Genomic DNA, 26,040 nt, shown 5'->3' with positions numbered 1-26,040 from the left:
CTACAACTCCTGCGCTGGTGTCAGGCCCCGCATCCGCGCCGCCAGTACCTCGAACCGGTTCGCCATGATCTCGTATTGCACAGCATTCATCAGCTCATAGACCCGCGCCATTGTCGGCTGCTGCAACGCCTCCACATAGGCGCGTAGATCCGTCGTTGCCAGATCCTGATAGGTATAGGCCGCATTGGCCAGAGCCGAGGCACGCAAGCTCTCGCGCAACTCCTCCTCGCCCTCGGCCAAAACCGCCCGCAACATGCTTTCGTCAATCTCGCTCTCCAGCACCCCGGCATAAGAGGCGGCGAGGAGGAATCGCACCTGAATCTCCTGCACGGCGCGCACGCCGGTGCCAGCACTGTCCACAGCGGCATTCATTTCGCTCAGAACCTCGACGCGATCGGGCTCCATCTGCGCCAAGAGCGCCTCGCCCTCGGCCCGCTTGGAATCATCGTCCTCTTGCAGGTGCGAGGCATTCTCGACCTCGACCAGACGCTGTCCCAGATCCGAGGCATAGAATTCGGCGGCATGACCCAACATCTCGTCGTCCATAGCCTGCTCCAGAATGCCAAGCCCCATCTCGCGCATCCGGGCCGTGTCAAACACCTCGTCCGCAATATCCGTCCAGCTCTGCCCGAAGTCACTGGCCGATAGCCCCAGCATCGCCGGTGCCCCAGAGGCCGAGAGCGCGATACTGTCCAGCGCCACGCCAAACCCCGTCACCTCCAGAAACGCCTCGAGCCGCTCCCGCTCCGCCGCGCGCAGCGACCCCGCGGCCAGCGTCACAGCCATCATGACAAGACAAGCCACCGCGATACCACGCGTATATGACCGCAAGGGCATCCCCATCATCACAAGCCGTCCTTTCAGAAACCATCAGATATGCCGTGTCTCCAACCTAGGCAAATTATCCCGCGAAACAATGCAAATCCCCCTTGCCCCCCCCGCCAAAGGCAAATAAACGCTTGCTCCACCAGACCCCCGCGGAGAGGTGCCGGAGTGGTCGAACGGGGCGGTCTCGAAAACCGTTGAGGATGCAAGTCCTCCCAGGGTTCGAATCCCTGTCTCTCCGCCAGTTGGCCTTTCCTGATCCGTCAGGCCTTGCCAAAGCATCACCTCGCCGACCGACAGTCTGAGCGATCATCGCCCGATCCTTGACCACGCATGGAGCCTCGTCGCAGTGGCTCAAGATGCCGCGACGAAGCGGACTGTGGCATGCGGCCCGTCTTCACACCGCCACCACCCCCACGTTACACCCCCGTTACAAATCCCACAAACGCACGTCACAAACGGCCTCTATCGGTTCCGGGCAATATTCCTAAACCCGGGTGGACCCTCCTATGGCCTATACGCTTCAACTTCTGCATGCCAACGATCTCGAGGGCGGCGTTGCCGCTCTGGACAACGCGCCGAACTTTGCCGCGATCGTCGACACGTTCGAAGATACGTTCGAGAATACGATCCTGCTTTCTGCCGGTGACAATTACATTCCCGGCCCGTTCTTTTCGACAGCAGCCGATTTCTCGATGGGGGCCACGCTGACCGCCGCTTATGAACGGTTCTACACCGAAGTCCTCGGGCAGGACCTGACCGGCGTGACGCTCGACATCGCCGAAGGTGCGGGCCGCGTCGACATCACCATCATGAATATTCTGGGCTTTGACGCCTCGGCGGTCGGCAATCACGAATTCGATCCCGGCACCAATGCTTTCGCGGGCATCATCAATGCCGCCGGCGGCGATGGCACGATCGACTGGGTCGGTGCGCTCTTCCCCTACCTCTCGTCCAACATCGACTTTTCCGGCGACAACAGCCTTGGCCGCCTCTTCACCGATGAAATCCTGACCGCGGATATCTTTAAGGAATCGCTGACCGATCTGGCCGCGCGCAACATCGGCCCGTCCATCGCCCCGGCCACCCTGATCGAAGAAGGCGGCGAGTTGATCGGCATTGTGGGTGCCACCACCCAGATCATCGAGACAATTTCCTCGACCGGCGGCACCAATGAGATCACCGGAGGGACCAACAACATGGCCGCCCTCGCCGCGGTCATTCAGCCGCAGATCGACGCGCTGGTCGCAGCGGGTGCCAACAAGATCATCCTCACCTCGCATCTCCAGCAAATTTCGCTGGAAAAGGAACTGGCGGGCCTGCTCGACGGGGTCGACATCATCATCGCGGGCGGCTCGAACACGCTTCAGGCCGATGCCAATGACCGCCTGCGTGATGGCGACGAAGCCGCAGAAGGGTATCCGTTCCTGACCGTGGATGCGAATGGCAATCCCGTGGCCATCGTCTCGACCGATGGCGAATACAGCTATCTGGGCCGTCTCGTGGTGGAATTCGATGATGCCGGCAACCTGATTGCCTCCTCCATCGACGACGCCGTCTCCGGCACCTTCGCCACGGATACCCAAGGCGTGCTCGACGTGACCGGGGCGGCCAGCCTCGATGAGGCGCTCACCACCTCGGCCAAGGCCAGCATCGTGCAGGACCTGACCGACGCGGTACAGGTCATCGTGGACGAGGCCGACGCCATCGCCTTTGGCAACCATGATGTCTTCCTCGACGGTCGCCGCGAAACCGTGCGCACCGAGGAAAGCAACCTTGGCAACCTGACCGCCGATGCCAATCTCGCAGCGGCCCGCGATGCCGATACTACGGTCAACGTCTCCTTCAAGAACGGCGGCGGCATCCGCGCCGAAATCGGCTCGGCCAGCAACACCGGCACCGATGCGGGCGACGGCGTGCTGTCGCAACTCGACCTGCAAAACTCCTTGCGGTTCAACAACGGTCTTGCTGTTGCCACCGTGACCAAAGAAGGCTTCCTCATGCTGCTTGAGCATGGCGTGGCCGATACAGATACCGCCGCCGGCAACACCCCCGGCCGGTTCTTCCAGATCGGCGGCTTCCGCGTCAGCTTTGACGAGGCGGGCACGGCACAGGAACTCGTGACCGACGAGAACGGCGATTACGTGCTCGATCCTGCCACCGACCGGCCGCAGGTGGCCGTGGCGGGCGACCGGATCAAGACCGTGGCCCTCATCGACCCCGAAACCGGCGATGACATCGTGATCTTCCGCGATGGCGCCTTTACCGCTGAGGCCCCCGAGACGATCCGGATGGTCACGCTCGATTTCCTCATGCAGAGCAATGGCGATGGCTATCCCTTCCAGGAACTGATCTCGGATGTGCAGTTCCTGACACCCGATGGGGCCATCACCTCGGACACCGAGGCGGACCGCCTGGGCGAACAGCAGGCCTTGGGCGATTTCATGTCCGAGAATTTCCCCGACGCGGACAACGCTTTTGCAAGTGCCGAAACCGATGTGACCAACGACCTGCGCATCGTGCAACTGGCGCGTAACGGCGGGAATGACCGCATCTTGCTGGACGAGGCAGACGCCACCCTCGGCACCTCCATCGCGGCAGAACTCCTGAGCGGCGAGACCGAGCTTTTCACCGGCGGGTCCGAAGTGGTCTCGGTGGACGCAGGTCGCGCCTATGTCACCAACGGCGCGCAGAACCGGATCGACGTGTTCGACGCGGCCACCGGCGCGAAACTGGGCGAATTCGATCTCGGTCAGGTCACAGGCTTTGCCAGTGTGCAATCGGTCGCGGCCAAGAACGGCCTTGTGGCCGCCGCGCTCTCGGTCACCCCCGCCGAGGCCAATGGCGTCGTTGCAATCTTCGATCTGAACGGCACCCTGCTCAATACCGTCGAAGTGGGCAACCTGCCGGACATGCTGACCTTCACCCCCGATGGCACGCGCATTCTCGTGGCCAACGAGGGCGAGCCGCTGGACGGGACCGATCCTTTGGGCAGCGTGTCCATCATCGACCTCGCCAATGGCGCGGCCAATGCCACCGCCGTAACACTCGACTTCACGGCCTTCGAGGGTCAGGAAGACGCCTTGCGCGAGGCGGGCGTTCTGATCCAGCCGGGCAATTCCGCCTCTCAGGATCTGGAGCCGGAATACATCACCGTCCTGCCGGATGGCGTCACCGCATGGGTTTCCCTGCAAGAGGCCAATGCCTACGCGGTCATCGACCTCACGACCAACACCGTGACTGACATCCGCAGCTTTGGTCTCGTGGATCGTTCGCTTGCGGGCAACGAGATTGACGCCTCCAACCGCGACAATGCGATCAGCCTCCAGAACTACGACAACCTCTTCGGCATGCGCCAGCCCGACTCGATCACCTCGATCGAAATCGACGGTGAGACTTATATCTTCACCGCCAACGAGGGTGACGCGCGGGATGCGACAGAGGCCCGCATCAGCAGCCTCACGCTTGATCCCACCGCCTTTCCCAATGCCGATATCCTGCAACTCAATGAAAACCTTGGCCGCCTCAACGTGCGCAGCGATCTGGGCGATACCGATGGCGACGGCGATTACGACCAACTCTTCCACTACGGCTCGCGCTCCTTCACCATCTACAACGCCGCGGGCGACATCGTTTATGACAGCGGATCGCTCTTTTCGCAGCTCATCGCGGAAATCCGGCCCGAGCTTTTCAATCAGGACGAGGGCGAATTCGACAACCGCTCTGACGACAAAGGCGTCGAGCCCGAGGCCATCGCCGTGGGCGTGGTCGAAGGCAAACCCTATGTCTTCATCGGCCTCGAGCGTGACAGCGGCATCATGGTGTTCGACATCTCTGACCCTGCAAACCCGGTGTTCGACAGCTATATCGACAGCGAGGTCAACGGCAATATCAGCCCCGAAACCATCGCCTTCATCCCCGCAGAGCAGAGCGCGACGGGCTTTGCTCAGATCGCCATTGCCCATGAGGGCGATGGCAATACCGTGATCTACAACCTCGACAACCTCGGCGTGGACAATTCCGCCGCCGGGCGCAGTGATGGCGAGGATACGTTGATCGGCTCTGACGGGGATGACAACCTTGGCGCGGGTGCGGGCAACGACCTCGTGAATGGCGGCGCAGGCAATGACAACCTCGGCGGTGGCTTTGGCGACGATACGGTCAACGGCGGCGCAGGCAATGACACCATCGGCGGCGGCCTTGGCGACGATCTGGTCAACGGCGGCGCGGACAATGACGTGGCCAATGGCGGCTTCGGCAACGACCGGGTGTTGGGCGAGGACGGCAACGACCGCCTCGGAGGCGGTCAGGGCGCGGACACGATCGAGGGTGGTGCTGGCGACGACAACCTCGGCGGCGGCGCAGGCACCGACCTGCTCGACGGCGGCGAGGGCAACGACAGCCTCGGTGGCGGCTTGGGCGATGACGATGTCTTTGGCGGTGCTGGCGACGACTTTGTCGCAGGCGGCGGGCGCGATGACGTGCTCGATGGCGGCACCGGCAATGACACGCTCAACGGCGGCGAGGGCAATGACCTGATGACCGGCGGCGAGGGCGTGGATACCTTTGTCTTCAACACGCTCACCAGCGGCGAGGCCGACATCATCACCGATTTCGACGTCAGCGCCGAAACCGTGATCCTACGCAGCGTCGCCAACTTCGACGCGCTCGACATCACCGATACGGTGGCTGGTGCGGTTGTGACGGTCGACGGCCAGACCATCACCTTCGAGGCGGTTCTCGCGGCAGACCTCACCGCAGATAACTTCCTCTTCGGATAAATACTGGTCTAGGCAAAAATTTCACCGGCCCCGTTCAACAGCGGGGCCGGTTTCCTTTCGGCCGCCTTTTCCAGATACGCGCGCTCGCCTCAGACACGCGGAATTCGGTCTTTCAATATTTCAAGAATGGCATCGCTGTCACACCCATATAAATAAAGACTACCGACCTTGTCCCAACACCAAAACGCCCCCGTAACGATACGTCGCTCTTTCGTCGCCATCTTTAGCCGCAGTCCGCCAAGAGACCGGGGCGGCGTGTCACGCCGGTCCATCCAGCTTGGCACCTCCATCCCGTCGATATCGGCAAAGCGCAGCTCCGCCCCGACCGGCAGAAACAGCAGGCGCTGTGCGTCGATGCGGATTTCGCGCACGTTCCAAGCGGACTTGAGACTGTATAGTCCAATGGCCAGCCCCAAAATGGCAACGATCAGGATTTTGCGCTCATAGGGCGGCCCTTCGGCAAGCGAGACCGCAACGTAGACCGGAATCAGTATCAGCCAGAACCAACCAAACCACAGCAACAACCGACGCCGTACCGGAAAAACTCGCTCTTCACTCATACCGATACCCCATCAAGAAAATGCCCCGGATCATCTCCGGGGCATTTTTTACAGCTTTCTCAGTGCGCCACAGCCCCCCGGCCCTCTTCGCCGGATTTCAGCGCGGTCTCGGCGGCGGCGGCCTCTTCGGCCTCCTCGTCCCACTCGACCGGCTCGGGGGCCCGTACCAGCGCCAGTTTCAGGACGTCGCGCACGTGATCGACGGGGATGATCTTGAGCCCCTCTTTCACGTTGTCCGGGATCTCGGCCAGATCCTTTTCATTCTCACGCGGAATGATCACCGTCTTGATCCCGCCGCGCAGCGCCGCCAGCAGCTTTTCCTTGAGGCCGCCAATGGGCAGCGCATTGCCGCGCAGCGTGACCTCGCCGGTCATGGCGATATCCTTGCGGATCGGAATCCCCGTCAGAACCGACACGATGGACGTCACCATCGCAAGGCCAGCAGACGGGCCATCCTTGGGCGTCGCCCCTTCGGGAACGTGGACGTGAATGTCCCATTTCTCGAACTTGGGTGGCTTGATGCCCAATTCCGGCGCGACGGAGCGGACGTAACTCGACGCCGCATCAATCGATTCCTTCATCACATCACCCAGTGTGCCGGTAGTCTTCATCCGGCCCTTGCCCGGAAGACGCAGCGCTTCGATATTCAGCAACTCACCGCCGACGGATGTATAGGCAAGCCCAGTGACAACACCGACCTGATCGCTCTCTTCCGCCAGACCGAACTTGTATTTGCGCACCCCAAGAAAATCGTCGAGGTTTTCCGACGTGATCGTGATCGACTTCTCCTCGCCCTTGATGATGCGCGTCACCGCCTTGCGCGCCAGCTTGGCAATCTCGCGCTCAAGGTTCCGCACCCCGGCTTCGCGGGTGTAATAGCGGACGATGTCCGTCAAGGCTCCATCGGTCAGTGAGAATTCACCCTTCTTCAGACCGTTGTTCTTGACCTGCTTGTCGAGCAGGTGCTGCTTGGCGATCTCGCGCTTTTCATCCTCGGTGTAACCCGCCAGCGGAATGATCTCCATCCGGTCGAGCAGCGGCCCGGGCATGTTGTAGCTGTTGGCGGTGGTCAGGAACATCACGTTCGAGAGGTCATATTCCACCTCAAGATAGTGATCGACAAAGGTCGAGTTCTGTTCGGGATCAAGAACCTCGAGCATGGCCGACGCTGGATCCCCTCGGAAATCCTGCCCCATCTTGTCGATCTCATCAAGCAGGATCAGCGGATTCGTGGTCTTGGCCTTCTTCAACGCCTGAATGATCTTGCCGGGCATGGATCCGATATAGGTCCGACGATGACCCCGGATCTCGGATTCGTCGCGCACCCCACCCAGCGAAATCCGGATGAATTCGCGCCCCGTGGCCCGTGCCACAGACTTGCCGAGGCTTGTCTTGCCCACACCCGGCGGGCCGACAAGGCACATGATCGGGCCTTTCAGTTTCTGACTGCGCTGCTGCACGGCCAGATACTCAACAATCCGTTCCTTGACCTTCTCCAGACCATAGTGATCGTCATCAAGAATTTCCTGCGCCTTGTGCAGATCCTTCTTGGTGCGGCTCTTAACGCCCCACGGAATGCTCAGCATCCAGTCGAGATAATTGCGCACCACCGTGGCCTCGGCGCTCATCGGGCTCATGCTCTTGAGCTTTTTCAGCTCGGCCTGCGCCTTTTCGGCGGCCTCCTTGCTCAGCTTGGTGGCGGCGATGCGCTCTTCCAACTCGGCAATCTCGCCCGCGCCATCCTCACCATCGCCCAATTCCTTCTGAATGGCCTTCATCTGCTCATTCAGATAATACTCGCGTTGCGTCCGTTCCATCTGGCTCTTGACGCGCGTTTTGATCTTTTTCTCGACCTGCAAGACGCTCATTTCGCCCTGCATGAGGCCATACACCTTCTCCAGCCGCTCGCTCACGCTCAGCGTCTCAAGAAGTTCCTGCTTGCGGCCCACCTCGATTCCCAGATGACCCGCCACCAGATCGGCCAACTTGGCCGGTTCCTCGGAATCGGTGACAGCCGCCATCGCCTCATCGGGAATGTTCTTTTTTACCTTGGCATAACGCGCGAACTCATCCCCCACCGTGCGCAACAGCGCCGCGATGGTGGTGGCATCACCCGGTATCTCGCTCAGATACTCGGCTTTCGCCTCAAAGAAATCGGAGTTGACCAGATAGTCCGTTATCCGCACCCGCGCCACGCCCTCGACCAGCACCTTGACGGTGCCATCGGGCAATTTCAGCAGTTGCAGCACATTGGCCAACACACCGACGCGGTAAATGCCTGCTTCATTCGGATCGTCATCCGACGGGTCGATCTGGCTCGACAGCAGAATTTGCTTGTCGTCAGACATGACCTCTTCCAGTGCGCGCACCGATTTCTCGCGGCCCACAAAGAGCGGCACGATCATATGCGGGAATACCACAATATCGCGGAGCGGCAGAACCGGGTAAGAGGCGTTGAGGGTATCTTGCATGCTCGTTTTCCTGTTCTTGGCAAGAGTGCATCGGTCCCGCGCGGCGGCAACCACAGCCCTCTCCGTTTCGTTAATCCTAATTTGGGGCGCGGCCCGTCAGGTTTCAACAGATTCGGCAAAGTTTGCCTGTTGATCCGCGCGGGCACAAGAGCGCATCACAGCCCGGTCGACCTTTCACAGCCAATCTGCCTCACGCAACGACGCCCCGATCCCGCAACAGGGCCGTTACGGCGTCCTGTATCCGCTCTAGCGCCTCGCCCACCTGATCGTGAAATCGGTCCAACTGACCCAGAATGGATTGCAGACCGGCCAGACGTTCACGCAGAATCCCCGCCTCAACCCGCAAAACCACACGCACCATGGCCAGTCCTGTCACCATACGCCGGATCATTTCGGCATCCGCCGCCAGTTGCCGCACCGCGCGGTAGCTCTCTTGCGTGGCTCGGTCCGCCTCACGCCGGTACCGATCCCGCAACTCGGCAATCACCGCCACCTCACTGGTCTCGCCGTCGCGCGCACACCCCTTCTCTTCCACACTGAAGAACTGGAACATTTCCGCCATAAGATCGGCCACGACAATCAGAAACACAGACCGCGCCTCGTCAGTCACATCCCAAGTGCCGCGATCCTCGCGCAGCGTGTAGACCACGCGCGGATGACTGCGGATTTCGCGCATCATCAACTCGTAGTTCTTGGCAATCTCATTGATCGGCCCACTGTCCGACCGCAGCTTGCAGGCTTGGATCTTCATATTCGTGGTGATCAACTCAGCCTCTTTGAGATTGAGGCAAAGCGCCCGCAGTTCCGTGTCGATCTGCCGTTTGACGTCCAGAAGATGCCCGGAGGCCAGCAAATCAGCGGCACAGACCGCGTGCTTTTGCGCCTCCCGCGCACCATGCTCGGCCCGTAACGCGTCAATCTGGAACGCCCCGTAATTGGCAAACCCCGCCGCAACGATCTCGGCCTCGATAGACAGCGCGCTCTGCTCGGGCGTCAACCGCTCCAGCCGCTCCCGCTCCAACGCGCGCGCATAGACCTCTTTTACAGTGGCAAAGAGCGGGCTTGTCGGCTTCAAGCGCACCGACAAATAGCCCCCCGCAACAGGGGACACCACGGCGAAGACCCAATAGAACCGGCCATCCTTGGCCCGGTTCTTGACATAGGCCCCGACAGAATGCCCACGCTTCAACCCGTCCCACATCAACCAGAACACACCCTTGGGCATGTCCGGATGCCGAATCACCTTGTGCGGGGCATGGGTCAACTGCGCCGCGCTATATCCTGCGACCCGAAGGAAGACAGGATTGAACGCCTGAATCACCCCGCGCGTATCGGTGCGCGAAAAAAATAATTCATCAATCCCAAAGGGAACGTCTTGATCAATCACAATTGCATCGGCCCGTGGGCCGGAATTGGGGACGCTTGCGTGCATTTCCACCTCGTGCAGCATCGTTTCATGGACCAAAAGCTCAGCGAAAACAGCCTGCGCTCTCGTATCAACGGCCATGCTCCTTACAACGTTAGGGTCACCTCGGCGCGCGCGGAACTCCACGCGCATCGCCACGGCCCAGTCGTCCCAAGTGACATGCTTCGACACTGCATTTATCGCGCCAACTCTGCGCGCGGCCCGTGGGACCGCGCGCAGCTATCAGATATCAGACGGTCTCAAGCGCCGGGTAGTCAATATACCCCGTAGCCCCGCCACCATAATAGGTCGCCTGATCACCGTCATTGAGCGGCGCATCCTGCTCCAACCGCTCGGCCAGATCGGGATTGGCGATATAGGGCCGGCCAAAGGCCACGAGATCGACCTTGCCCCCCCCGACGCGGGTCAGCGCCAGATCGCGATCATAGCCATTGTTGGCCATGTAGACGCCGGTCCACTTGGCGCGCAGCGCGTCAAACGCCCCCTCGCGCGCCCCGCCGGTGCTGCCCTCGATCAGGTGCAGATAGGCCAGACCGCGCCGATTGAGTTGCTCCACCACCCAGCCAAAGCTGGTATCGGGATCGCTGTCCGTCGCATCGTTGAACCCCGACCACGGCGACAGGCGAATGCCGATCCGCCCCGGTGCCCAGACCGTTTCCAGCCCGTCCAACACCTGGAACAGCAACCGCGCGCGGTTTCCGACCGATCCGCCATAGGCATCCTCGCGCGTATTCGGCCCATCCTTCAGGAACTGATCCAGCAAATAGCCATTGGCAGCGTGCAATTCGATCCCATCAAACCCAGCCTCCTTGGCCGCTTTGGCCGCGTGGACATAATCCGCAGTGACGCGCGACATCTCATCAGCACGCAGCGCGCGCGGCGTCGATGTGTCCTCGAACCCGGCGGTCGTAAAGGTCTGCGTCTTGGCCGCGACTGCCACGGGGGCAACCGGAGCCTGCCCATCCGGCTGCAAGGACGTGTGGCTGATCCGCCCCACATGCCAAAGCTGAATGACGATCTTGCCGCCCTTGGCATGCACCGCATCCGTCACCTTCTTCCACGCCGCCACCTGTTCGGGGCTGTGGATTCCCGGCGTGCCGACATAGCCTTTGCCCTCAGGGCTGATCTGCGCGGCCTCGGTGATGATCAACCCGGCCCCGGCGCGCTGCGCATAGTATTTGACGTGCAGATCACCAACCTCGCCTGTGTCATTATTCGCGCGGTTGCGCGTGAGTGGCGCCATGACGACGCGATTGGCCAGATCGAGATCACCGGCCTTGGTGGCGGAAAAGAGTTTGTGGCTCATGGGATATGCTCCTTGTGCATATGGATTGCGCTTGAGCTTAACCTATGCTCGCACAACCCACGCACAAGGCCGCCGCCTGCACCCTATCCCACAGCCGCCCCCGCACCACCGCACAGTCGCGGACCATTGACAGATCCACGCTCAGAGCGGCTCAATATCGCCCTCGGCCCGCCCCGCATGAAAATCCACCTCCCAGGCGGCAAACCGCGCTTGCGAAATCGCCGCGCGCATCCCGCCCATGATCTCTTGGAAATAATGCAGGTTATGCCAGGTCAGCAGCATGGAGCTGATGATTTCCTGCGACCGGAAGACGTGATGCAGATAGGCGCGGGAATAATTCCGACAGGCCGGACAGGTGCAAGCCTCATCCAGCGGGCGCGGATCGTCCTGATGCCGCGCGTTCTTGATATTGACCACGCCATGCCGGGTAAACACCTGCCCCGTGCGCCCCGAGCGACTGGGCAGCACGCAATCCATCATGTCGATGCCGCGCTTGACCGCACCCACGATATCGTCGGGCTTGCCCACCCCCATCAGGTAGCGCGGGCGATCCTCGGGCAAGAACCCTGTGGCGTAATCCAAAACGCCAAACATCGCCTCCTGCCCTTCCCCCACGGCCAGACCGCCCACGGCATAGCCGTCAAACCCGATCTCCCTCAGCGCCTCGGCGCTCTCTTCGCGCAATTCGGGCGTCACCCCACCCTGCATGATCCCAAAGAGCGCATGACCGGGCCGGTCGCCAAACGCGTCCTTGGACCGCGCCGCCCACCGCATGCTCAGCCGCATGCTCTCGGCCACGGCCTTGTCACTCGCGGGCAAGGCGGGGCACTCGTCAAAACACATCACGATGTCCGACCCAAGCAGCCGCTGGATTTCCATCGACCGCTCCGGCGTCAGCTCATGCTTGGACCCGTCGATATGGCTCTTGAAGGTCACACCCTGCTCCGTCAGCTTGCGCAACCCGGCAAGGCTCATCACCTGAAACCCGCCCGAATCCGTCAAAATCGGCCGTTCCCAGTTCATGAACCGGTGCAGACCGCCCAGCCGGTCAATCCGCTCGGCCCCCGGTCGCAGCATCAGATGATAGGTATTGCCCAAGAGGATATCCGCCCCCGTGGCGCGCACGCTTTCGGGCATCATCGCCTTGACGGTCGCCGCTGTGCCCACCGGCATGAAGGCGGGCGTGCGGATCTCGCCACGCGGCGTTGAAATCACACCCGCCCGAGCCGCCCCATCCTGTGCCAGTTTCTCGAACCCGAACCGCATGCCCTTGCTTCCCATCGCTTTAGCCCTTTTGCCCCCCTTTAAAGCGGTTTACCCTGCCTTGTAAAATGCCGTCTTGGCCGCCCCATTACCGCCCCAGTGTGAGACTTCCCATGACCGAAGACATGATCCTGACCCTGATTTCCGCAAATATCGTCTGGCTCCTGATCACAGTCCTCGTGATCATCGTTATCTTTCGCGGCGTCAAGATCGTGCCCCAGTCCGAGCAGTATGTCGTCGAACGCTTCGGCAAGCTGCACAAGGTACTTGGCCCCGGCATCAACCTGATCGTGCCCTTTCTCGATGTGGTCCGGCACAAGATTTCAATTCTTGAACGCCAGTTGCCCAACGCGAGCCAGGATGCCATCACCCGGGACAACGTGCTCCTGCAGGTCGAAACCTCGGTGTTCTACCGCATCCTTTATCCCGAAAAGACCGTCTACCGCATCCGCGAGGTGGACGGTGCCATCGCCACCACCGTGGCCGGCATCGTGCGCGCCGAAATCGGCAAGATGGACCTCGACGAGGTGCAATCCAACCGCACGCAACTGATCACCACGATCAAATCCCTTGTTGAAAACGCCGTCGATGACTGGGGCATCGAAGTGACCCGTGCCGAAATTCTCGACGTCAATCTCGATCAGGCCACCCGCGCCGCCATGCTGCAACAGCTCAACGCCGAACGTGCCCGCCGCGCACAGGTGACAGAGGCCGAAGGCCACAAGCGCGCCGTCGAACTTCAGGCCGACGCCGAGCTTTACGCCGCCGAACAGGCTGCCAAGGCCCGCCGGATCGAGGCCGACGCCGAGGCCTATGCCACCGGCGTCGTTGCCGCCGCCATCGCTGCCAACGGCTTGGAGGCCGCGCAGTATCAGGTTGCGCTGAAACAGGTCGAGGCGCTGAACGCCCTTGGCAACAGCCCCTCCTCCAACACCATCCTCGTGCCGGCCCATGCGCTTGAGGCTTTTGGCAATGCCTTCAACATGCTCAAAGGGCGCGGCTGATGGCGGGCGTGGCGATTTGGGGTCTCTGGTGGGTGTGGCTGGCCGCCGCCCTCTGCCTTGCCATCCTTGAAGTGCTCGTGCCCGGCTTCATTTTTCTCGGCTTCGCCATCGGGGCCGCCGTGACCGCGCTTCTGGTCCTCCTACCACTCCAGGTGGGGCTAACCGCTCTGCTCGCGGTTTTTGCGGGTCTGTCGCTGGTCGCTTGGGTGATCCTGCGCAAGCTCTTCAAACCCACTGACGATCAGACCCGCGTGATCCACGACGACATCAACAAGTAGACCGGCACCAAGCCAGATAGCTACTCCGGCACGTGGCATTCCGCCCGTGTGCTTGAGATTCAGGTTGAATAATGCTGTCATAGTCCCCCCATACCGTCCGACACGACACCCACCGACCCACCGCGCCCAAGACAAGGAGCCCGCCTCGATGACCGACGACCACCCCAAAATGCCCCAGCCCCTGCAATTCGGCTGGGAGGAATGGGTGGCTCTGCCCGATCTCGGCGTGCCTGCGATCAAGGCCAAAGTGGATACCGGTGCGCGCACCTCTGCCCTGCATGCCTTTGACATCGAAACCTTCGGTCCCTCGGCCCGCCCCAAGGTCCGCTTTACCGTCCACCCGATCCCCGGTCGCGACGATCTCATCATCCCCTGCTCTGCCCCGATCATCGACCGTCGCGATGTCACCTCGTCCAATGGCGAGCGCGAATTGCGCTATGTCATCGCCTCCAAACTTTCGGTGAATGGCGACAGCTGGCCGATTGAGATCACCCTGACCAATCGCTCTACCATGGCCAGCCGCATGCTCTTGGGCCGTCAGGCGCTCAAGGATCACATCTCGATCGTCGCCACCGACCGCTTTCTGCAACCCGAACTCAGCTATGACGTCTACCACACCTCGAAAATGCGCACGGCACAGCCCAAGCGTGCGCTGCGTATCGCCGTGCTCAGCCGCGAGGATAATTATTCCACGCGTCGCATTGTCGAAGAAGGCGAGGCGCGCGGCCACACCGTCGAGGTGATCGACACCACCCGCTGTTACATGGCGATCAACGCCCTCGCCCCCGAGGTACATTACGACGGCAAACGCCTGCCCCGCTATGACGCGGTGATCCCGCGCATCGGCGCATCCGTCACCGCCTACGGTGCCGCCGTGATCCGCCAGTTCGAAACCATAGGCACATTCTGCGTCAACACCTCTGCCGGCATCATCGCCAGCCGTGACAAGCTCTATGCCCACCAACTGATGGCACGCGCGCAGGTCGGCATGCCCAACACCGCCTTCGCCGCCTCGCCCAAGGACACCGCCAACCTGATGGGCCTCGTTGGCACAGCACCGTTGATCGTGAAACTGCTCGAATCGACCCAAGGCAAAGGCGTGGTTCTGGCCGAAACCAAAAAGGCCGCCGAATCGGTGATCGACGCCTTTCGCGGTCTCAAGGCCAATTTCCTCGTGCAGGATTTCGTCAAGGAAGCCGCAGGTGAGGATATCCGTTGCCTTGTGATCGGCGGCAAGGTCGTGGCGTCCATGAAACGTACCGGTGCCGAGGGCGACTTTCGCTCAAACCTGCACCGGGGCGGCACAGCCAAAACCATCCGCATCACCAAGGATGAACGCGACACCGCCATTCGCGCGGCCCGTGTCTTTGATCTCAACATGGCCGGTGTGGACCTGCTGCGGTCCGACAATGGCCCCAAGGTGCTCGAGGTCAATTCCTCCCCCGGCTTTGAGGGCATCGAAGGGTCGACCGGCAAGAACATCACCGGCGCGCTCTACGAGATGATCGAAACCCGCGTCCGCCCGGTTCCAGTCCGACGGCGCAAATCCAACACCTCCAGCGACTGAGCAGATATTCACCGCATGACCCTACGGTATACCCGCACATCCCGATGCCCGGCCCCCCGCTCCCCTCTGGACGCGGGCCATTATAAATCCTATATGTTTGGTCAGGATAACCGGCAGGAAACGAGATGATGAACAGTTCAGAGCCGTTTGAGGGGGCCCCCCTGATCGCCCCCTCAAGCACCGATCACCCGCTCTACGATCAGATCGTCGAGGCGTGCCGAACGGTCTATGACCCCGAGATTCCGGTTAACATCTACGACCTCGGACTGATCTATACCATTGATATTGATACCGAAAACACGGTATCTATCACCATGACCCTGACCGCTCCCGGATGTCCCGTCGCCGGCGAGATGCCCGGTTGGGTGGCCGAGGCGATTGAACCCCTGGCCGGGATCAAGCAGGTCGATGTCGCCCTCGTCTGGGAGCCGCCATGGGGCATGGACATGATGAGCGACGAAGCCAAGCTCGAACTTGGTTTCATGTAACCAAATCAACCGATTGAAAGGCAAACTTCATGTTTGGCATTCCCGGAAAACAAGCCGTCACCATGACACCCGCTGCCGCGGAACAGATCATGCGCCTGATGCAACGCGACGCCCATCAGGGGCTGCGGATTGGTATCAAGAAAGGTGGTTGCGCGGGCATGGAATACACGATGGAGTATGTCAAGAACATCGACCCCCATGATGAAGTGGTCGAACAGGAGGGCGCGCGTGTGATGATTGCGCCCATGGCCCAGATGTTCCTCTTCGGCACCGAGATTGATTACAAGACTTCCTTGCTCGAATCCGGCTTTGTCTTCAACAACCCCAACGTGACCGAGGCCTGCGGGTGTGGTGAGTCGATCAAGTTTGCGGACACGTGAGCTTTGCCTCACTAGAACCTCATATTACTGGATAATACACGCATGAGACGCAAGCTTGCCGCTGGCAATTGGAAGATGAACGGGACCAACGCCAGCCTGACAGAGCTTCAAACTCTCATCACCGCTCATCCCGCCCCACAGATCGACATCCTGATCTGCCCCCCCGCGACCTTGATTGTGCAGGCTGCCGGCCTCTCTGCCGACAGCCCCCTCCAGATTGGCGCGCAGGACTGCCATAGCGCCGCCTCGGGTGCCCATACCGGAGATCTCTCTGCCCCAATGCTCGCCGATGCAGGGGCCACCGCCGTCCTATTGGGGCATTCTGAGCGTCGTCAGGATCACAACGAATCCAATGGCTTGGTTGCCGCTAAAGTGTCGGCCGCGCATGCCGCCCGCCTCATCGCCATCTTGTGTCTTGGTGAATCCTTGGCTCAACGCGAGGCAGCGCAAACCCTTGATGTGATCGCGGATCAACTCCGCCAGTCGCTGCCCGACAGCGCCACCACCGCCAACACCGTCATCGCCTATGAGCCGATTTGGGCCATCGGAACCGGCCTCACGCCCAGCACCGCTCAGATCGCCGAAGTGCACGCCTTCCTGCGCGCGCACCTTGGCGACCGTTTCGGCCGCGATGCCGCCATGGGATTTCGCCTGCTCTATGGCGGATCGGTCAAACCCGGCAATGCGGCCGACATCTTTGCCATTCCCAATGTCGACGGTGCGCTCGTCGGCGGCGCAAGCCTGACCGCCCACGACTTCTCGCCAATCATCACAGCGCTTGAGAACGCCGCGTAACCCTTTCACTTATATCACTAAATGTCGGCCATGCGCTCCACAAAAAATAGACGGTTGCCGTCCCACAACGCCACGCTCAGAGCGGCAGCATCGTCGTCGACTTGATCTCTTCCATGGACAGGAGCGCGGTGACGTTATGCACCTTCACCTCTGAAATCAGGGCCTGATAGAACACGTCATAGGCCCGCGCATTGGCCACCCGCACCTTGAGGATATAGTCGATATCCCCTGCCAACCGATGCGCCTCTTGCACCTCGGGTCGCTCCTTGAGTGCCTTCAGAAACGCCGCCTGCCAGCCTGCATCATGCTCTGATGTGCGGATCAGCACGAAGAAGCAGGCCTCAAACCCAAGCGCTTCGGGATCGAGCAGATAGGTCTGCTGTCGGATCACCCCCGCCTCACGCATCTTTCGAATCCGGTTCCACACGGGCGTCTTGGAACTTCCCACATTCTTGGCGATGTCGTCCAGCGACTGCCCTCCATCCTCCTGCAACTGAATGAGGATCTTCCGATCCAGATCATCAAGGCGAACAGCCATTCTCATTTCTTCCTTATGTCGAAACATTCCATCCAACTTTGATACAGAATGGAACGCATGTCCTTATTGACGCCAGCATATGGCGCTCAGGTGGGAATATTTCCTATATTACAGGTGAAGTCAAACCGATCTCGGGACCCGTCAGATGAAACATTTTCCGATCTTTCTCGCCGTAGAAGGCCGCCGCATCGTGCTGTCGGGTGGCGGCGAGGCGGCGTTGGCCAAACTGCGCCTCCTGCTCAAGACCGAGGCGCATCTGACCGTTCTCACGCCAAATCCTGCTCCCGAGATCGAGCAATGGGCATCCGAGGGGCGTCTGCACCTGATCCGGCGCGCCATGCAGCCCGGCGATACCCTCTGCACCGTTCTGTTTTACGCCGCAGATGAGGATGCCGTCGAGGATGCCCGCACCTCCGCCCTCGCCCGCGCAGATGGTGCCTTGGTGAATATCGTTGATAATCTGATGGATAGCCAGTTCATCACCCCCGCCATTGTCGACCGCGATCCGGTCACGATCGCCATTGGGACCGAAGGCGCGGCGCCGGTGCTCGCCCGCGCGATAAAATCCGATCTCGAGGCGCGCCTGCCCGCCACCCTCGGCCCCCTCGCGCGGTTGGGCAAGGCCTTCCGCAAGGCCGCCGATGTGCTGCCCATGGGCCGCCGCCGCCGCGAGTTCTGGGCCGATTACTATTTCAACGCAGGCCCCCGCGCGATGGATCAGGGTGGTGAGGATCACGTCAAGATCGCACTTCAAGCCATTCTTGAAAAACACAAAAATGAGCAAGAGCGCGAAGGACATGTAGCCTTTGTCGGTGCCGGTCCCGGTGATCCGGAACTCTTGACCCTCAAGGCCCGCAAGGCGCTCGACACCGCCGATGTGGTGATCCACGACCGGCTCGTGACGCCCGAAATTCTCGAACTCGCCCGCCGCGAGGCGATCCTGATCGACGCCGGGAAAGAAGGCTTCGGCGCGTCCATGTCGCAAGAGGCCATCAACGCCCTTATCGTAGAACATGCCGCCACCGGCGCGCAGGTCGTGCGCCTCAAGGGGGGCGATCCCACGGTCTTTGGCCGCTTGGACGAAGAAATCGAGGCTGTGACCGCCGCCGGTATATCGTGGCATGTGGTCCCCGGCATCACCGCTGCATCCGCCTCGGTCGCCAGCATCGGTCAGAGCCTCACACAACGTGGCCGCAACGCCTCGGTGCGCTTTCTCACCGGCCATGACATGAAGGGCTTTGCCGATCACGACTGGCACGCGCTGGCCCGTCCGGGCGAAGTGGCGGCGATCTACATGGGCAAGAAATCCGCCCGCTTCATCCAAGGTCGCCTGATCATGCACGGGGCTGACCGCGCCACACCCGTGACCGTGATCGAAAACGCCAGCCGCCCCGATCAACGCATCCTGGCCACGACGCTGGACCGCCTGCCCGCCGATCTGGCCCAGGCCGCGATCACCGGCCCGGCACTCACCTTCCTCGGTCTCGCGCCCCGCGCGGCAGAGGCCCAGATTGACCAATCGAAACAGGAGCTTGCCTGATATGGCCCGCGAATTTACCCCCAAGGTCGTCACTGCCAATGCCCTGATCGAGGGCGATGTTGTCTATCTCACTGCCGCCGACACGTGGGCGCGCGATCTGGCTGAGGCCGAGGTGCTGACCGACGAGGCCGATGCCGATTATCGCCTCCTGCAGGCACAGGCCCGCGTGGGCGAAATCGTCGGGGCCTATCTGGCCGAGGTCAATCCCGGCCAGAACGGGCCTGAGCCCACCCATTTCCGCGAGGATTTTCGCCGCAAGGGCCCTTCGAACCTTTTCCACGGCAAACAAGCTGATGGCCTGAACCACGCCTGACCCACGCGACACGCGCAGGAGACTAAAATGTATCAATACAACGACTTCGACGCCGCCTTTATCGCGGAACGCAACCGCCAGTTCCGCGCGCAGGTCGAGCGCCGCATCGCGGGCAACCTGACCGAAGACGAATTCAGGCCCCTTCGCCTGATGAACGGGCTCTATCTGCAACTGCACGCCTATATGCTGCGCGTGGCGATCCCCTACGGCTCGCTTGATCCCGCAAAGCTGCGCCAACTGGCCTATCTGGCCGAGCGGTGGGACAAGGGCTATGGCCATTTCACCACCCGCACCAATATCCAATACAACTGGCCGCAGCTGCGCGACGTGCCCGACATGCTCGATGCGCTGGCGGAGGTGGGGATGCACGCCATCCAGACCTCCGGCAACACAATCCGCAACGTGACCTCGGACCATTTCGCAGGCGCTGCGGCGGATGAGATCGAAGACCCGCGCCCGGTGGCCGAACTGGTCCGGCAATGGTCCACGGATCACCCCGAATTCCAGTTCCTGCCGCGTAAATTCAAGATCGCCGTCATCGCCTCGGACAGCGATCGCGCGGTGATGAAGAGCCATGACATCGGCCTCAAGATCGTCGAGCGCGACGGCGTGCGCGGCTTTGAGGTCTGGGTTGGCGGCGGCATGGGCCGCACGCCGATGGTGGCCAAACTGCTGCGCGATTTCCTGCCGCGCGCAGATCTGCTGCCCTATCTCGAATCCGTGCTCGCAACGTATAATCGGATCGGACGGCGCGACAACAAATACAAGGCGCGCATCAAGATCACCGTTCATGAGAACGGCCTCGATGAAATCCGCGCATTGGTCGAGGATGAATTCCCCCGCCGCCGCGCGGCCTTTACCGGCGTCGATCAGGACTGGCTCGCCCGCATCAATGCGGCCTTCATCACGCCCAAGCTCTCCGAGCGTAACGCGGCGCCCTATTATGCCGCCCGCGATGCCGATCCGGTGTTCCGCGCCTGGGCCGATACCAATGTCACGCCCCATAAACACGCCGACCACGGCATCGTCACCATCAGCCTCAAGGCGCATGGGGCCACACCGGGCGACGCCTCCGCCGATCAGATGCGCCTCGTGGCCGATCTGGCAGAGCGCTATGGCCGTAACGATATTCGCGCCACCCACGCGCAGAACCTCGTGCTGCCGCATGTGGCCTTGGCTGATATCCCGGCGGTGCATTCCGCTCTGAAAACGATGGGCCTTGCTACCGGCAACATTGGCCTCGCCTCGGATATCATCGCCTGCCCCGGCATGGATTACTGTGCGCTGGCCACCGCCCGCTCGATCCCCGTGGCCCAAGGTATCGCCACCCGTCTCGAAGAGCTCAAGATCGAGCATGAGGTCGGCCATCTTCAGATCAAGATTTCGGGCTGCATCAACGCCTGTGGGCATCACCATGTCGGTCATATCGGCATCCTTGGCCTCGACCGCGCCGGGGTGGAAAACTACCAGGTCACCCTTGGTGGCGATCCGTCCGAGACCACAGCCATCGGCACCCGCACCGGGCCGGGCTTTGCCTATGACGAGATTGTGCCGGCGGTAGAGCGTCTGATCTTCGCCTATCTCGACCTGCGCGAAGGGCCAGAGGAGACCTTCCTTGAGTCCTATAATCGCCTCGGGCTGGCCCCGTTCAAATCCGCACTCTACGACCAAGAGGCCCGCGCCCATGCCGCAGAGTGACCTGAACGCACGGGTTCACGCGCTCAATGACCGATACCGCCATCACTCGGCGGTGTCGGTACTTGAACATGCGTTGCGCGATCCACTGGCGGGCAAGCTGGCGCTTGTCTCGAGCTTTGGCGCGGAATCCGTGGTGCTCTTGCACATGGTCTCTGTCACCCGCCGCGACACGCCGGTGATCTTCATCGACACCCAAATGCTCTTTGCCGAAACGCTGGTCTACCAACAGGAACTGGCAGAACGGCTCAACCTGAGCGACCTGCGGATCATCCGCGCGGATACGGGCGATCTCAGGGCCCAAGACCCGGACGCCACCCTGCATCAGCGCGATACTGATGCCTGCTGCGCCCTGCGGAAATCCGCGCCGCTGCAACGCGCGCTCACGGGCTTTGACGGCTGGATCACGGGGCGCAAACGCTATCAGGCGGGCACACGCGCCGCGCTCGATTTCTTCGAGGTCGAGGACGATACTGGCCGTATCAAGGTCAATCCGTTGGCGCATTGGACGCCCGAGGATATCCGCACCTATATGGACGAAAACCGCCTGCCCCGGCATCCGCTGGTGGCGCGTGGCTATCCGTCCATCGGCTGCATGCCCTGCACCACGCCCGTCAAACCGGGCGAAGACCCCCGATCGGGCCGCTGGCGCGATCAGGACAAAACCGAATGTGGCATCCATTTTGTCAACGGCAAGATGGTGCGAAGAGGAGTTTCCGCATGACCGTAATCGTCACCGACCGGGGCTTTGGCCCCGACGATTGGACCGCCCCCATCACCCCCTTGGCCGAGGCGGGCCCCGAGGCGACAGCCCTTGATCTGCCCAATGACACCAACCCCGCCACGCTGGCCGGGCGGCTCGACGCACTTGAGATGATCCGCGTCGATTTCCCCACTGCCGCTGATGGGCGCGGCTTTTCCATCGCACGGCAATTGCGCCTGATGGGCTTTACGGGACGGCTGCGCGCGCGCGGCCATGTCATCGCTGATCAATATGCGATGGCCCGGCGTTCGGGCTTTGATGAGGTGGAAATCTCTGACGCCCTCGCCACCCGTCAGCCCGAGGCGGATTGGCTCTTTCGGGCCGATTGGCAGGCGCATGATTATCAGGCGCGACTGCGCGGCTGATTATTACCTTCACCTGACCTGAATCAAAGATTAGAAGAGGATGTCGGTTTAACCAACCGGCAGATGACCCCATGAACGAGATGACCGCCGTGACCCAAGCGACCGCGAAAGCACCAAAAACCCTTGCGATTCCAGATGCGCAGATCGTGACGCAGGTCACGCATTGGACCGACCGGCTGTTTTCGTTCCGCGTGACCCGGCCTGCAAGCCTGCGCTTTCGCTCCGGTGAATTCGTGATGATCGGCCTCATGCAGGCCGACGAGAAAACCGGCAAGGAAAAACCGCTCCTGCGCGCCTATTCCATCGCCTCACCCTCTTGGGATGACGAGTTGGAATTCTACTCGATCAAGGTTCAGGACGGCCCGCTCACCAGCCGCCTGCAACATATCAAACCCGGCGACGAAATCATCCTGCGTCCCAAACCCGTGGGCACGCTGGTGCATGACGCGCTCTTGCCCGGCAAGCGGATCTGGTTCTTTGCCACCGGCACCGGCTTTGCGCCGTTCGCCTCGCTCCTGCGCGATCCGCAGACCTATAGCGATTATGACGAGGTGATCATCACCCACACCTGCCGCGAAGTGGGCGAATTGCAATATGGTGCCGAGTTGATCGAGAGCATCCGCAAAGACGAGATGCTGGCCGAACTCATCGGCGAAGGCTTTGCCGACAAGCTGCGCTATTACCCGACGACCACCCGCGAGCAGAGCCCCAAGATGGGCCGCATCACCGATCTCATGCGATCGGGCGAGGTCTTTGCCGATCTTGGCGTGGCCCCCCTCAGCCCCGAAACCGACCGCGCCATGGTCTGCGGCAATCTCGCCTTCAACCTTGAAATCAAGGACATGCTCGAAGGTTACGGCCTGCGCGAAGGGGCCAATTCCGACCCCAAAGAATATGTCGTTGAAAAGGCGTTTTTGGACTGAGACATCTGAACATCTGAATTAAGTAAACCCGCGCAAAGCCAAAGCATTGCGCGGGTTTCTTCATGTCAAGATATGGCTCAGTATCCAAGCGCCGCGCGGGCCGCTTCAAGCGCCGCCTGCAGCAACTCGGGATTGTCCTGCGCCACTCGGACGCCTTCGACCAGCATCGTCTTTTGCAACGCCCCAAGATCGGACTCTTCAATCATGGTCTCGACTTCGCTCATGTCGAACCCCTCAACCGTCAATGCCTCGGGCGCCGCTTCAGTTGTCGTTGCCGGTTGATCCGCCGTTGCGGCCACAGCATCCGTCGCGGTCTCTGTAGCCGTGTCCGTCGCCGCCGCTGCCGCATCCTGCGCAGCGTCCGCTGCCTCTGTCGCGGTCTCTGTAGCCGTGTCCGTCGCCGCCGCTGCCGCATCCTGTGCAGCGTCCGCCGCCTCCTCCGTCGCGGTCTCAGTGGCCGTGTCCGTCGCCTCTGTCGCCGTATCCGTGGCTGCGTCAACAGCCCCTGTCACGGTGTCGCTGACGGCCTTAGCCGCCTCGGTTGCGGTCTCGGTAACTGCTGCTGCGGCATCGCTCGCCGTCTCGGCAGCGGCCTCAGCGGCCTCACCAACCGCTGCTGCGGCATCTTCCAATGCCGCCGGCGCCTCGACCTCTTGCGTGCTCTCGCTCACGCTGTCCACGACCTCTGTCACCGAATTGCCGCTGAACAGCAAATATCCGCCACCCAGAACAACGGCCGCGACCAAAATCCAAATCAGGTTTTTCATAACCGTCTCTCCTAAACTGTCGGACACGCACGCTCACCGCACGGCCCATCGTGTGAACTTCCCTTCAAATGTAGGTCTATAGCAAAAGGCGCAAGGGGAAATTGACCAGCTTTCGGCTCAGATTGACCGATTTGCAGCTTGAAAGCCCGCGTTCCCGCGTTTACCTTGCAGCGTCGAATTCACCCTTACCCACAAACGATCGAAGGAACAAAGCCATAGCCCGCAGACCCCACAACGCGCCTCCCACGCGCGAAACCGGCCCCCGTATCAATGACCGCATTCGCTGTGATGAAATTCGCCTGATCGGCGCAGATGGCGAAAACGTCGGGGTTGTGACCCCGCAGCGTGCGCTCGAAATGGCCGAAGAGGCGGGGCTTGATCTGGTCGAAATCTCACCGAGCGCCACACCGCCGGTCTGCAAGATCATGGATTTCGGCAAGTATAAATACGAACAGCAGAAACGCGAAGCCGAAGCGCGCAAAAAGCAGAAGGTTATCGAGGTCAAGGAAATCAAATTCCGCCCCGGCACCGACACGCATGACTATGAGGTCAAGATGCGCAGCGTCGTGAAATTCCTGCAAGGCGGCGACAAGGTCAAGATCACCCTGCGTTTCCGTGGCCGAGAGATGGCGCATCAGGATCTGGGCCGCCAGCTTCTTGAACGCATCGCCGAGGACATCAAAGAAGTCGGTCGGATCGAGAATATGCCCAAGATGGAAGGGCGTCAGATGATCATGGTGATCGGACCGGGCCCCAAATAACCTGCGCCTAACACCACGGACACCAGGAAACCCCGGATCAATGGTCCGGGGTTTCGTCTTTCGCTTGCACCCCCGGCCCAGTCGCGTAGGATATGGCGCCTGCCCCAGACCGGAGCCGTTCATGCCCCTTTACGAATACAAGGTCCTGCCCGCCCCCACACGAGGTCGCAAGGCCCCCGGCGTCAAGACCCCCGAGGCGCGCTTTGCCTTGGGTGTCGAGGATCTGCTCAATGACATGGCCCGCGCAGGGTGGGAGTATCTACGCACCGACATCCTGCCCAGCGAAGAACGTCAGGGGCTCACATCAACCCATACTGTCTATCGCTCGGTCTCGGTCTTTCGCCGCGAGGTGCTGCTGCCCGAGGGTTCACCCCCGCCCGCGCAACTCCGCGCGACCATGCCGACCGAGGATCAGGACGCTGATCTCGCCGAGACCTCTTAACCCGACGTCACAGTCAGAGGATCAACCACCCCAAGGACAACGGCCAGTTTCAAGGACCGATCCTGCCCGCCTGACCCGGAATATTTTTCCGCCCGCCCCTTCAATTTGCCGCGTTTTGGCATACACTCTCGTCTCCGACTCGCAAAGGTTTGCCCCATGTCCAAATCAGATCCCTTCGGTTTCGATATGTCCGTGTCCTCGGCCAAGAAGAAAAATCCGCGTGGTCGGCGCGGGATGTCCGGTGCATCCGAAACCTCGACCCGGCTCTGCGACCATGACGGTTGCCAAGAAGCGGGCAAATACCGCGCGCCCAAAGCCCCGGATGTGCTCGACGACTACTTCTGGTTCTGCCAGCAACATGTGCGCGAGTATAACCTAAAGTGGAATTTCTTTGACGGCACCACCGAGGCCGAACTCAATGCGCAAATGTCCAAGGACAAGGTGTGGGAGCGTGAAACCCGCCGCATCACCGATCCCGAGGCCCGCGCCTGGGCCCGCTTGGGCATCGAAGACCCGCACCAGGTGCTTGGCGTCAATGCCACTCAGAACCCCGGCAAGAAAAAGGGTGGCACGCGGAAATTGCCCCCGACCGAGCGTCGCGCTATCGAAATCCTCGAGGCCGAAGATACCTGGACCAAGGCGGAACTGCGCAAGGCCTACAAATCGCTGATCAAGGTGCTGCATCCCGACATCAACGGCGGCGACCGCAGCCAGGAAGAGCAACTGCAACAGGTCGTTTGGGCCTGGGAGCAGATAAAGGAAAGCCGCAACTTCAAATAACGGCTGCCT

24 protein-coding genes and 1 tRNA gene are annotated in these 26,040 nt (G+C 61.3%); 17 read left to right on the top strand and 8 right to left on the bottom strand.

All coding sequences use genetic code 11. The features are described from left to right. Entirely contained in the window at nucleotides 1-846 is an 846-nt protein-coding gene (locus tag ACSSVY_RS10370) for a DUF2059 domain-containing protein (protein ID WP_454269481.1), read from the bottom strand. 133 nt (nucleotides 847-979) lie between these two features. On the opposite strand from ACSSVY_RS10370, the gene ACSSVY_RS10365 reads away from it, so the two are divergent. Together ACSSVY_RS10365 and ACSSVY_RS10360 are read left to right on the top strand one after the other, a co-directional pair. Continuing rightward, nucleotides 980-1,069, top strand: a tRNA-Ser gene (locus ACSSVY_RS10365). A gap of 265 nt (nucleotides 1,070-1,334) precedes the next feature. Further along, the gene (locus ACSSVY_RS10360) at nucleotides 1,335-5,606 is read left to right on the top strand and encodes a choice-of-anchor I family protein (protein ID WP_454269480.1); all 4,272 of its coding nucleotides are present in this window, start codon (nucleotides 1,335-1,337) and stop codon (nucleotides 5,604-5,606) included. An 89-nt stretch (nucleotides 5,607-5,695) separates the two neighbouring features. On the opposite strand, the gene ACSSVY_RS10355 is transcribed toward ACSSVY_RS10360, so the two are convergent. The 5 genes from ACSSVY_RS10355 to tgt form a co-directional block, all read right to left on the bottom strand. Continuing rightward, nucleotides 5,696-6,166: a hypothetical protein gene (locus ACSSVY_RS10355; protein WP_454269478.1), complete on the bottom strand. Its 471-nt coding sequence runs from the start codon at nucleotides 6,164-6,166 to the stop codon at nucleotides 5,696-5,698. Nucleotides 6,167-6,225: 59 nt separating this feature from the next. Next, nucleotides 6,226-8,637 (bottom strand): endopeptidase La, encoded by a 2,412-nt coding sequence (gene lon / locus ACSSVY_RS10350; protein WP_454269477.1) that lies wholly within the window; start codon nucleotides 8,635-8,637, stop codon nucleotides 6,226-6,228. A 190-nt stretch (nucleotides 8,638-8,827) separates the two neighbouring features. Then, a complete protein-coding gene (locus tag ACSSVY_RS10345; protein WP_454269475.1) occupies nucleotides 8,828-10,144 on the bottom strand; it encodes a PAS domain-containing protein in 1,317 nt (438 codons plus the stop codon). A gap of 148 nt (nucleotides 10,145-10,292) precedes the next feature. Further along, entirely contained in the window at nucleotides 10,293-11,369 is a 1,077-nt protein-coding gene (locus ACSSVY_RS10340) for an alkene reductase (RefSeq protein WP_454269474.1), read from the bottom strand. 141 nt (nucleotides 11,370-11,510) lie between these two features. After that, nucleotides 11,511-12,635, bottom strand: a complete 1,125-nt coding sequence (gene tgt / locus ACSSVY_RS10335) for a tRNA guanosine(34) transglycosylase Tgt (protein ID WP_454269644.1) — start codon at nucleotides 12,633-12,635, stop codon at nucleotides 11,511-11,513. Between the two features lie 110 nt (nucleotides 12,636-12,745). Between tgt and ACSSVY_RS10330 the strand changes: the two genes are divergently transcribed. The 6 genes from ACSSVY_RS10330 (at nucleotide 12,746) to tpiA (ending at nucleotide 17,144) form a co-directional block, all read left to right on the top strand. Beyond that, on the top strand, nucleotides 12,746-13,636 hold the full coding sequence (locus tag ACSSVY_RS10330) for an SPFH domain-containing protein (RefSeq protein ID WP_454269473.1): 891 nt from the start codon (nucleotides 12,746-12,748) through the stop codon (nucleotides 13,634-13,636). Beyond that, the gene (locus ACSSVY_RS10325; protein WP_454269472.1) at nucleotides 13,636-13,914 is read left to right on the top strand and encodes an NfeD family protein; all 279 of its coding nucleotides are present in this window, start codon (nucleotides 13,636-13,638) and stop codon (nucleotides 13,912-13,914) included. Before ACSSVY_RS10330 ends, ACSSVY_RS10325 begins: the two co-directional genes overlap by 1 nt. Nucleotides 13,915-14,062: 148 nt before the next feature. After that, nucleotides 14,063-15,481, top strand: coding sequence for a 30S ribosomal protein S6--L-glutamate ligase (gene rimK / locus ACSSVY_RS10320; protein WP_454269470.1), 1,419 nt, complete (start codon nucleotides 14,063-14,065; stop codon nucleotides 15,479-15,481). 125 nt (nucleotides 15,482-15,606) lie between these two features. Further along, the gene (locus ACSSVY_RS10315) at nucleotides 15,607-15,969 is read left to right on the top strand and encodes an SUF system Fe-S cluster assembly protein (RefSeq protein ID WP_009818657.1); all 363 of its coding nucleotides are present in this window, start codon (nucleotides 15,607-15,609) and stop codon (nucleotides 15,967-15,969) included. A gap of 29 nt (nucleotides 15,970-15,998) precedes the next feature. Beyond that, the gene (locus tag ACSSVY_RS10310) at nucleotides 15,999-16,349 is read left to right on the top strand and encodes a HesB/IscA family protein (RefSeq protein WP_454269468.1); all 351 of its coding nucleotides are present in this window, start codon (nucleotides 15,999-16,001) and stop codon (nucleotides 16,347-16,349) included. Between the two features lie 42 nt (nucleotides 16,350-16,391). Then, nucleotides 16,392-17,144, top strand: coding sequence for a triose-phosphate isomerase (gene tpiA / locus ACSSVY_RS10305; protein ID WP_454269467.1), 753 nt, complete (start codon nucleotides 16,392-16,394; stop codon nucleotides 17,142-17,144). Between the two features lie 76 nt (nucleotides 17,145-17,220). On the opposite strand, the gene ACSSVY_RS10300 is transcribed toward tpiA, so the two are convergent. Further along, a complete protein-coding gene (locus ACSSVY_RS10300; protein ID WP_009818654.1) occupies nucleotides 17,221-17,682 on the bottom strand; it encodes an Lrp/AsnC family transcriptional regulator in 462 nt (153 codons plus the stop codon). A 145-nt stretch (nucleotides 17,683-17,827) separates the two neighbouring features. Here ACSSVY_RS10300 and cysG point away from each other — a divergent pair, with 145 nt between their 5' ends. The 6 genes from cysG to ACSSVY_RS10270 all read left to right on the top strand — a co-directional run bounded on the left by cysG (nucleotide 17,828) and on the right by ACSSVY_RS10270 (nucleotide 23,281). After that, complete coding sequence (cysG, locus tag ACSSVY_RS10295; RefSeq protein ID WP_454269466.1) at nucleotides 17,828-19,222, top strand: siroheme synthase CysG; 1,395 nt, start codon at nucleotides 17,828-17,830, stop codon at nucleotides 19,220-19,222. Between the two features lies 1 nt (nucleotide 19,223). Then, nucleotides 19,224-19,535: a DUF2849 domain-containing protein gene (locus tag ACSSVY_RS10290; protein ID WP_045680976.1), complete on the top strand. Its 312-nt coding sequence runs from the start codon at nucleotides 19,224-19,226 to the stop codon at nucleotides 19,533-19,535. Nucleotides 19,536-19,562: 27 nt separating this feature from the next. After that, a complete protein-coding gene (locus tag ACSSVY_RS10285) occupies nucleotides 19,563-21,233 on the top strand; it encodes a nitrite/sulfite reductase (RefSeq protein WP_454269465.1) in 1,671 nt (556 codons plus the stop codon). Beyond that, entirely contained in the window at nucleotides 21,220-21,954 is a 735-nt protein-coding gene (locus ACSSVY_RS10280) for a phosphoadenylyl-sulfate reductase (RefSeq protein ID WP_454269464.1), read from the top strand. The genes ACSSVY_RS10285 and ACSSVY_RS10280 overlap by 14 nt, the downstream gene beginning before the upstream one ends. After that, on the top strand, nucleotides 21,951-22,358 hold the full coding sequence (locus ACSSVY_RS10275) for a DUF934 domain-containing protein (RefSeq protein WP_454269462.1): 408 nt from the start codon (nucleotides 21,951-21,953) through the stop codon (nucleotides 22,356-22,358). The genes ACSSVY_RS10280 and ACSSVY_RS10275 overlap by 4 nt, the downstream gene beginning before the upstream one ends. A 71-nt stretch (nucleotides 22,359-22,429) precedes the next feature. Beyond that, nucleotides 22,430-23,281 carry a ferredoxin--NADP reductase gene (locus ACSSVY_RS10270; protein ID WP_454269460.1) on the top strand — a complete coding sequence of 284 codons (852 nt, stop codon included), beginning with the start codon at nucleotides 22,430-22,432 and terminating at the stop codon, nucleotides 23,279-23,281. Nucleotides 23,282-23,358: 77 nt separating this feature from the next. On the opposite strand, the gene ACSSVY_RS10265 is transcribed toward ACSSVY_RS10270, so the two are convergent. Further along, entirely contained in the window at nucleotides 23,359-24,048 is a 690-nt protein-coding gene (locus ACSSVY_RS10265; protein WP_454269459.1) for a translation initiation factor 3, read from the bottom strand. Between the two features lie 101 nt (nucleotides 24,049-24,149). Here ACSSVY_RS10265 and infC point away from each other — a divergent pair, with 101 nt between their 5' ends. The 3 genes from infC to ACSSVY_RS10250 all read left to right on the top strand — a co-directional run bounded on the left by infC (nucleotide 24,150) and on the right by ACSSVY_RS10250 (nucleotide 26,031). Further along, entirely contained in the window at nucleotides 24,150-24,809 is a 660-nt protein-coding gene (gene infC / locus ACSSVY_RS10260) for a translation initiation factor IF-3 (protein WP_454269458.1), read from the top strand. Between the two features lie 121 nt (nucleotides 24,810-24,930). Then, nucleotides 24,931-25,251: a hypothetical protein gene (locus ACSSVY_RS10255; protein WP_454269457.1), complete on the top strand. Its 321-nt coding sequence runs from the start codon at nucleotides 24,931-24,933 to the stop codon at nucleotides 25,249-25,251. A 156-nt stretch (nucleotides 25,252-25,407) separates the two neighbouring features. Beyond that, a complete protein-coding gene (locus ACSSVY_RS10250) occupies nucleotides 25,408-26,031 on the top strand; it encodes a DnaJ domain-containing protein (protein ID WP_454269456.1) in 624 nt (207 codons plus the stop codon). Nucleotides 26,032-26,040 lie beyond the last annotated feature (9 nt).

This window comes from Roseovarius sp. MBR-51, assembly GCF_053628575.1.
This window is presented reverse-complemented; position numbering and strand designations above follow the sequence as displayed.

Bases quoted from the DNA above. Each gene is read 5' to 3' on its own strand.
- tpiA (WP_454269467.1), top strand. From the start codon at position 16,392: ATGAGACGCAAGCTTGCCGCTGGCAATTGGAAGATGAACGGGACCAAC.
- ACSSVY_RS10285 (WP_454269465.1), top strand. From the start codon at position 19,563: ATGTATCAATACAACGACTTCGACGCCGCCTTTATCGCGGAACGCAAC.
- rimK (WP_454269470.1), top strand. From the start codon at position 14,063: ATGACCGACGACCACCCCAAAATGCCCCAGCCCCTGCAATTCGGCTGG.
- ACSSVY_RS10290 (WP_045680976.1), top strand. From the start codon at position 19,224: ATGGCCCGCGAATTTACCCCCAAGGTCGTCACTGCCAATGCCCTGATC.
- ACSSVY_RS10300 (WP_009818654.1), bottom strand. From the start codon at position 17,682: ATGGCTGTTCGCCTTGATGATCTGGATCGGAAGATCCTCATTCAGTTG.
- ACSSVY_RS10315 (WP_009818657.1), top strand. From the start codon at position 15,607: ATGATGAACAGTTCAGAGCCGTTTGAGGGGGCCCCCCTGATCGCCCCC.
- ACSSVY_RS10345 (WP_454269475.1), bottom strand. From the start codon at position 10,144: ATGGCCGTTGATACGAGAGCGCAGGCTGTTTTCGCTGAGCTTTTGGTC.
- ACSSVY_RS10360 (WP_454269480.1), top strand. From the start codon at position 1,335: ATGGCCTATACGCTTCAACTTCTGCATGCCAACGATCTCGAGGGCGGC.
- ACSSVY_RS10355 (WP_454269478.1), bottom strand. From the start codon at position 6,166: ATGAGTGAAGAGCGAGTTTTTCCGGTACGGCGTCGGTTGTTGCTGTGG.
- ACSSVY_RS10325 (WP_454269472.1), top strand. From the start codon at position 13,636: ATGGCGGGCGTGGCGATTTGGGGTCTCTGGTGGGTGTGGCTGGCCGCC.
- ACSSVY_RS10340 (WP_454269474.1), bottom strand. From the start codon at position 11,369: ATGAGCCACAAACTCTTTTCCGCCACCAAGGCCGGTGATCTCGATCTG.
- ACSSVY_RS10275 (WP_454269462.1), top strand. From the start codon at position 21,951: ATGACCGTAATCGTCACCGACCGGGGCTTTGGCCCCGACGATTGGACC.
- ACSSVY_RS10280 (WP_454269464.1), top strand. From the start codon at position 21,220: ATGCCGCAGAGTGACCTGAACGCACGGGTTCACGCGCTCAATGACCGA.
- ACSSVY_RS10250 (WP_454269456.1), top strand. From the start codon at position 25,408: ATGTCCAAATCAGATCCCTTCGGTTTCGATATGTCCGTGTCCTCGGCC.
- tgt (WP_454269644.1), bottom strand. From the start codon at position 12,635: ATGCGGTTCGGGTTCGAGAAACTGGCACAGGATGGGGCGGCTCGGGCG.
- ACSSVY_RS10265 (WP_454269459.1), bottom strand. From the start codon at position 24,048: ATGAAAAACCTGATTTGGATTTTGGTCGCGGCCGTTGTTCTGGGTGGC.
- ACSSVY_RS10310 (WP_454269468.1), top strand. From the start codon at position 15,999: ATGTTTGGCATTCCCGGAAAACAAGCCGTCACCATGACACCCGCTGCC.
- cysG (WP_454269466.1), top strand. From the start codon at position 17,828: ATGAAACATTTTCCGATCTTTCTCGCCGTAGAAGGCCGCCGCATCGTG.
- ACSSVY_RS10270 (WP_454269460.1), top strand. From the start codon at position 22,430: ATGAACGAGATGACCGCCGTGACCCAAGCGACCGCGAAAGCACCAAAA.
- ACSSVY_RS10255 (WP_454269457.1), top strand. From the start codon at position 24,931: ATGCCCCTTTACGAATACAAGGTCCTGCCCGCCCCCACACGAGGTCGC.
- ACSSVY_RS10370 (WP_454269481.1), bottom strand. From the start codon at position 846: ATGATGGGGATGCCCTTGCGGTCATATACGCGTGGTATCGCGGTGGCT.
- lon (WP_454269477.1), bottom strand. From the start codon at position 8,637: ATGCAAGATACCCTCAACGCCTCTTACCCGGTTCTGCCGCTCCGCGAT.
- ACSSVY_RS10330 (WP_454269473.1), top strand. From the start codon at position 12,746: ATGACCGAAGACATGATCCTGACCCTGATTTCCGCAAATATCGTCTGG.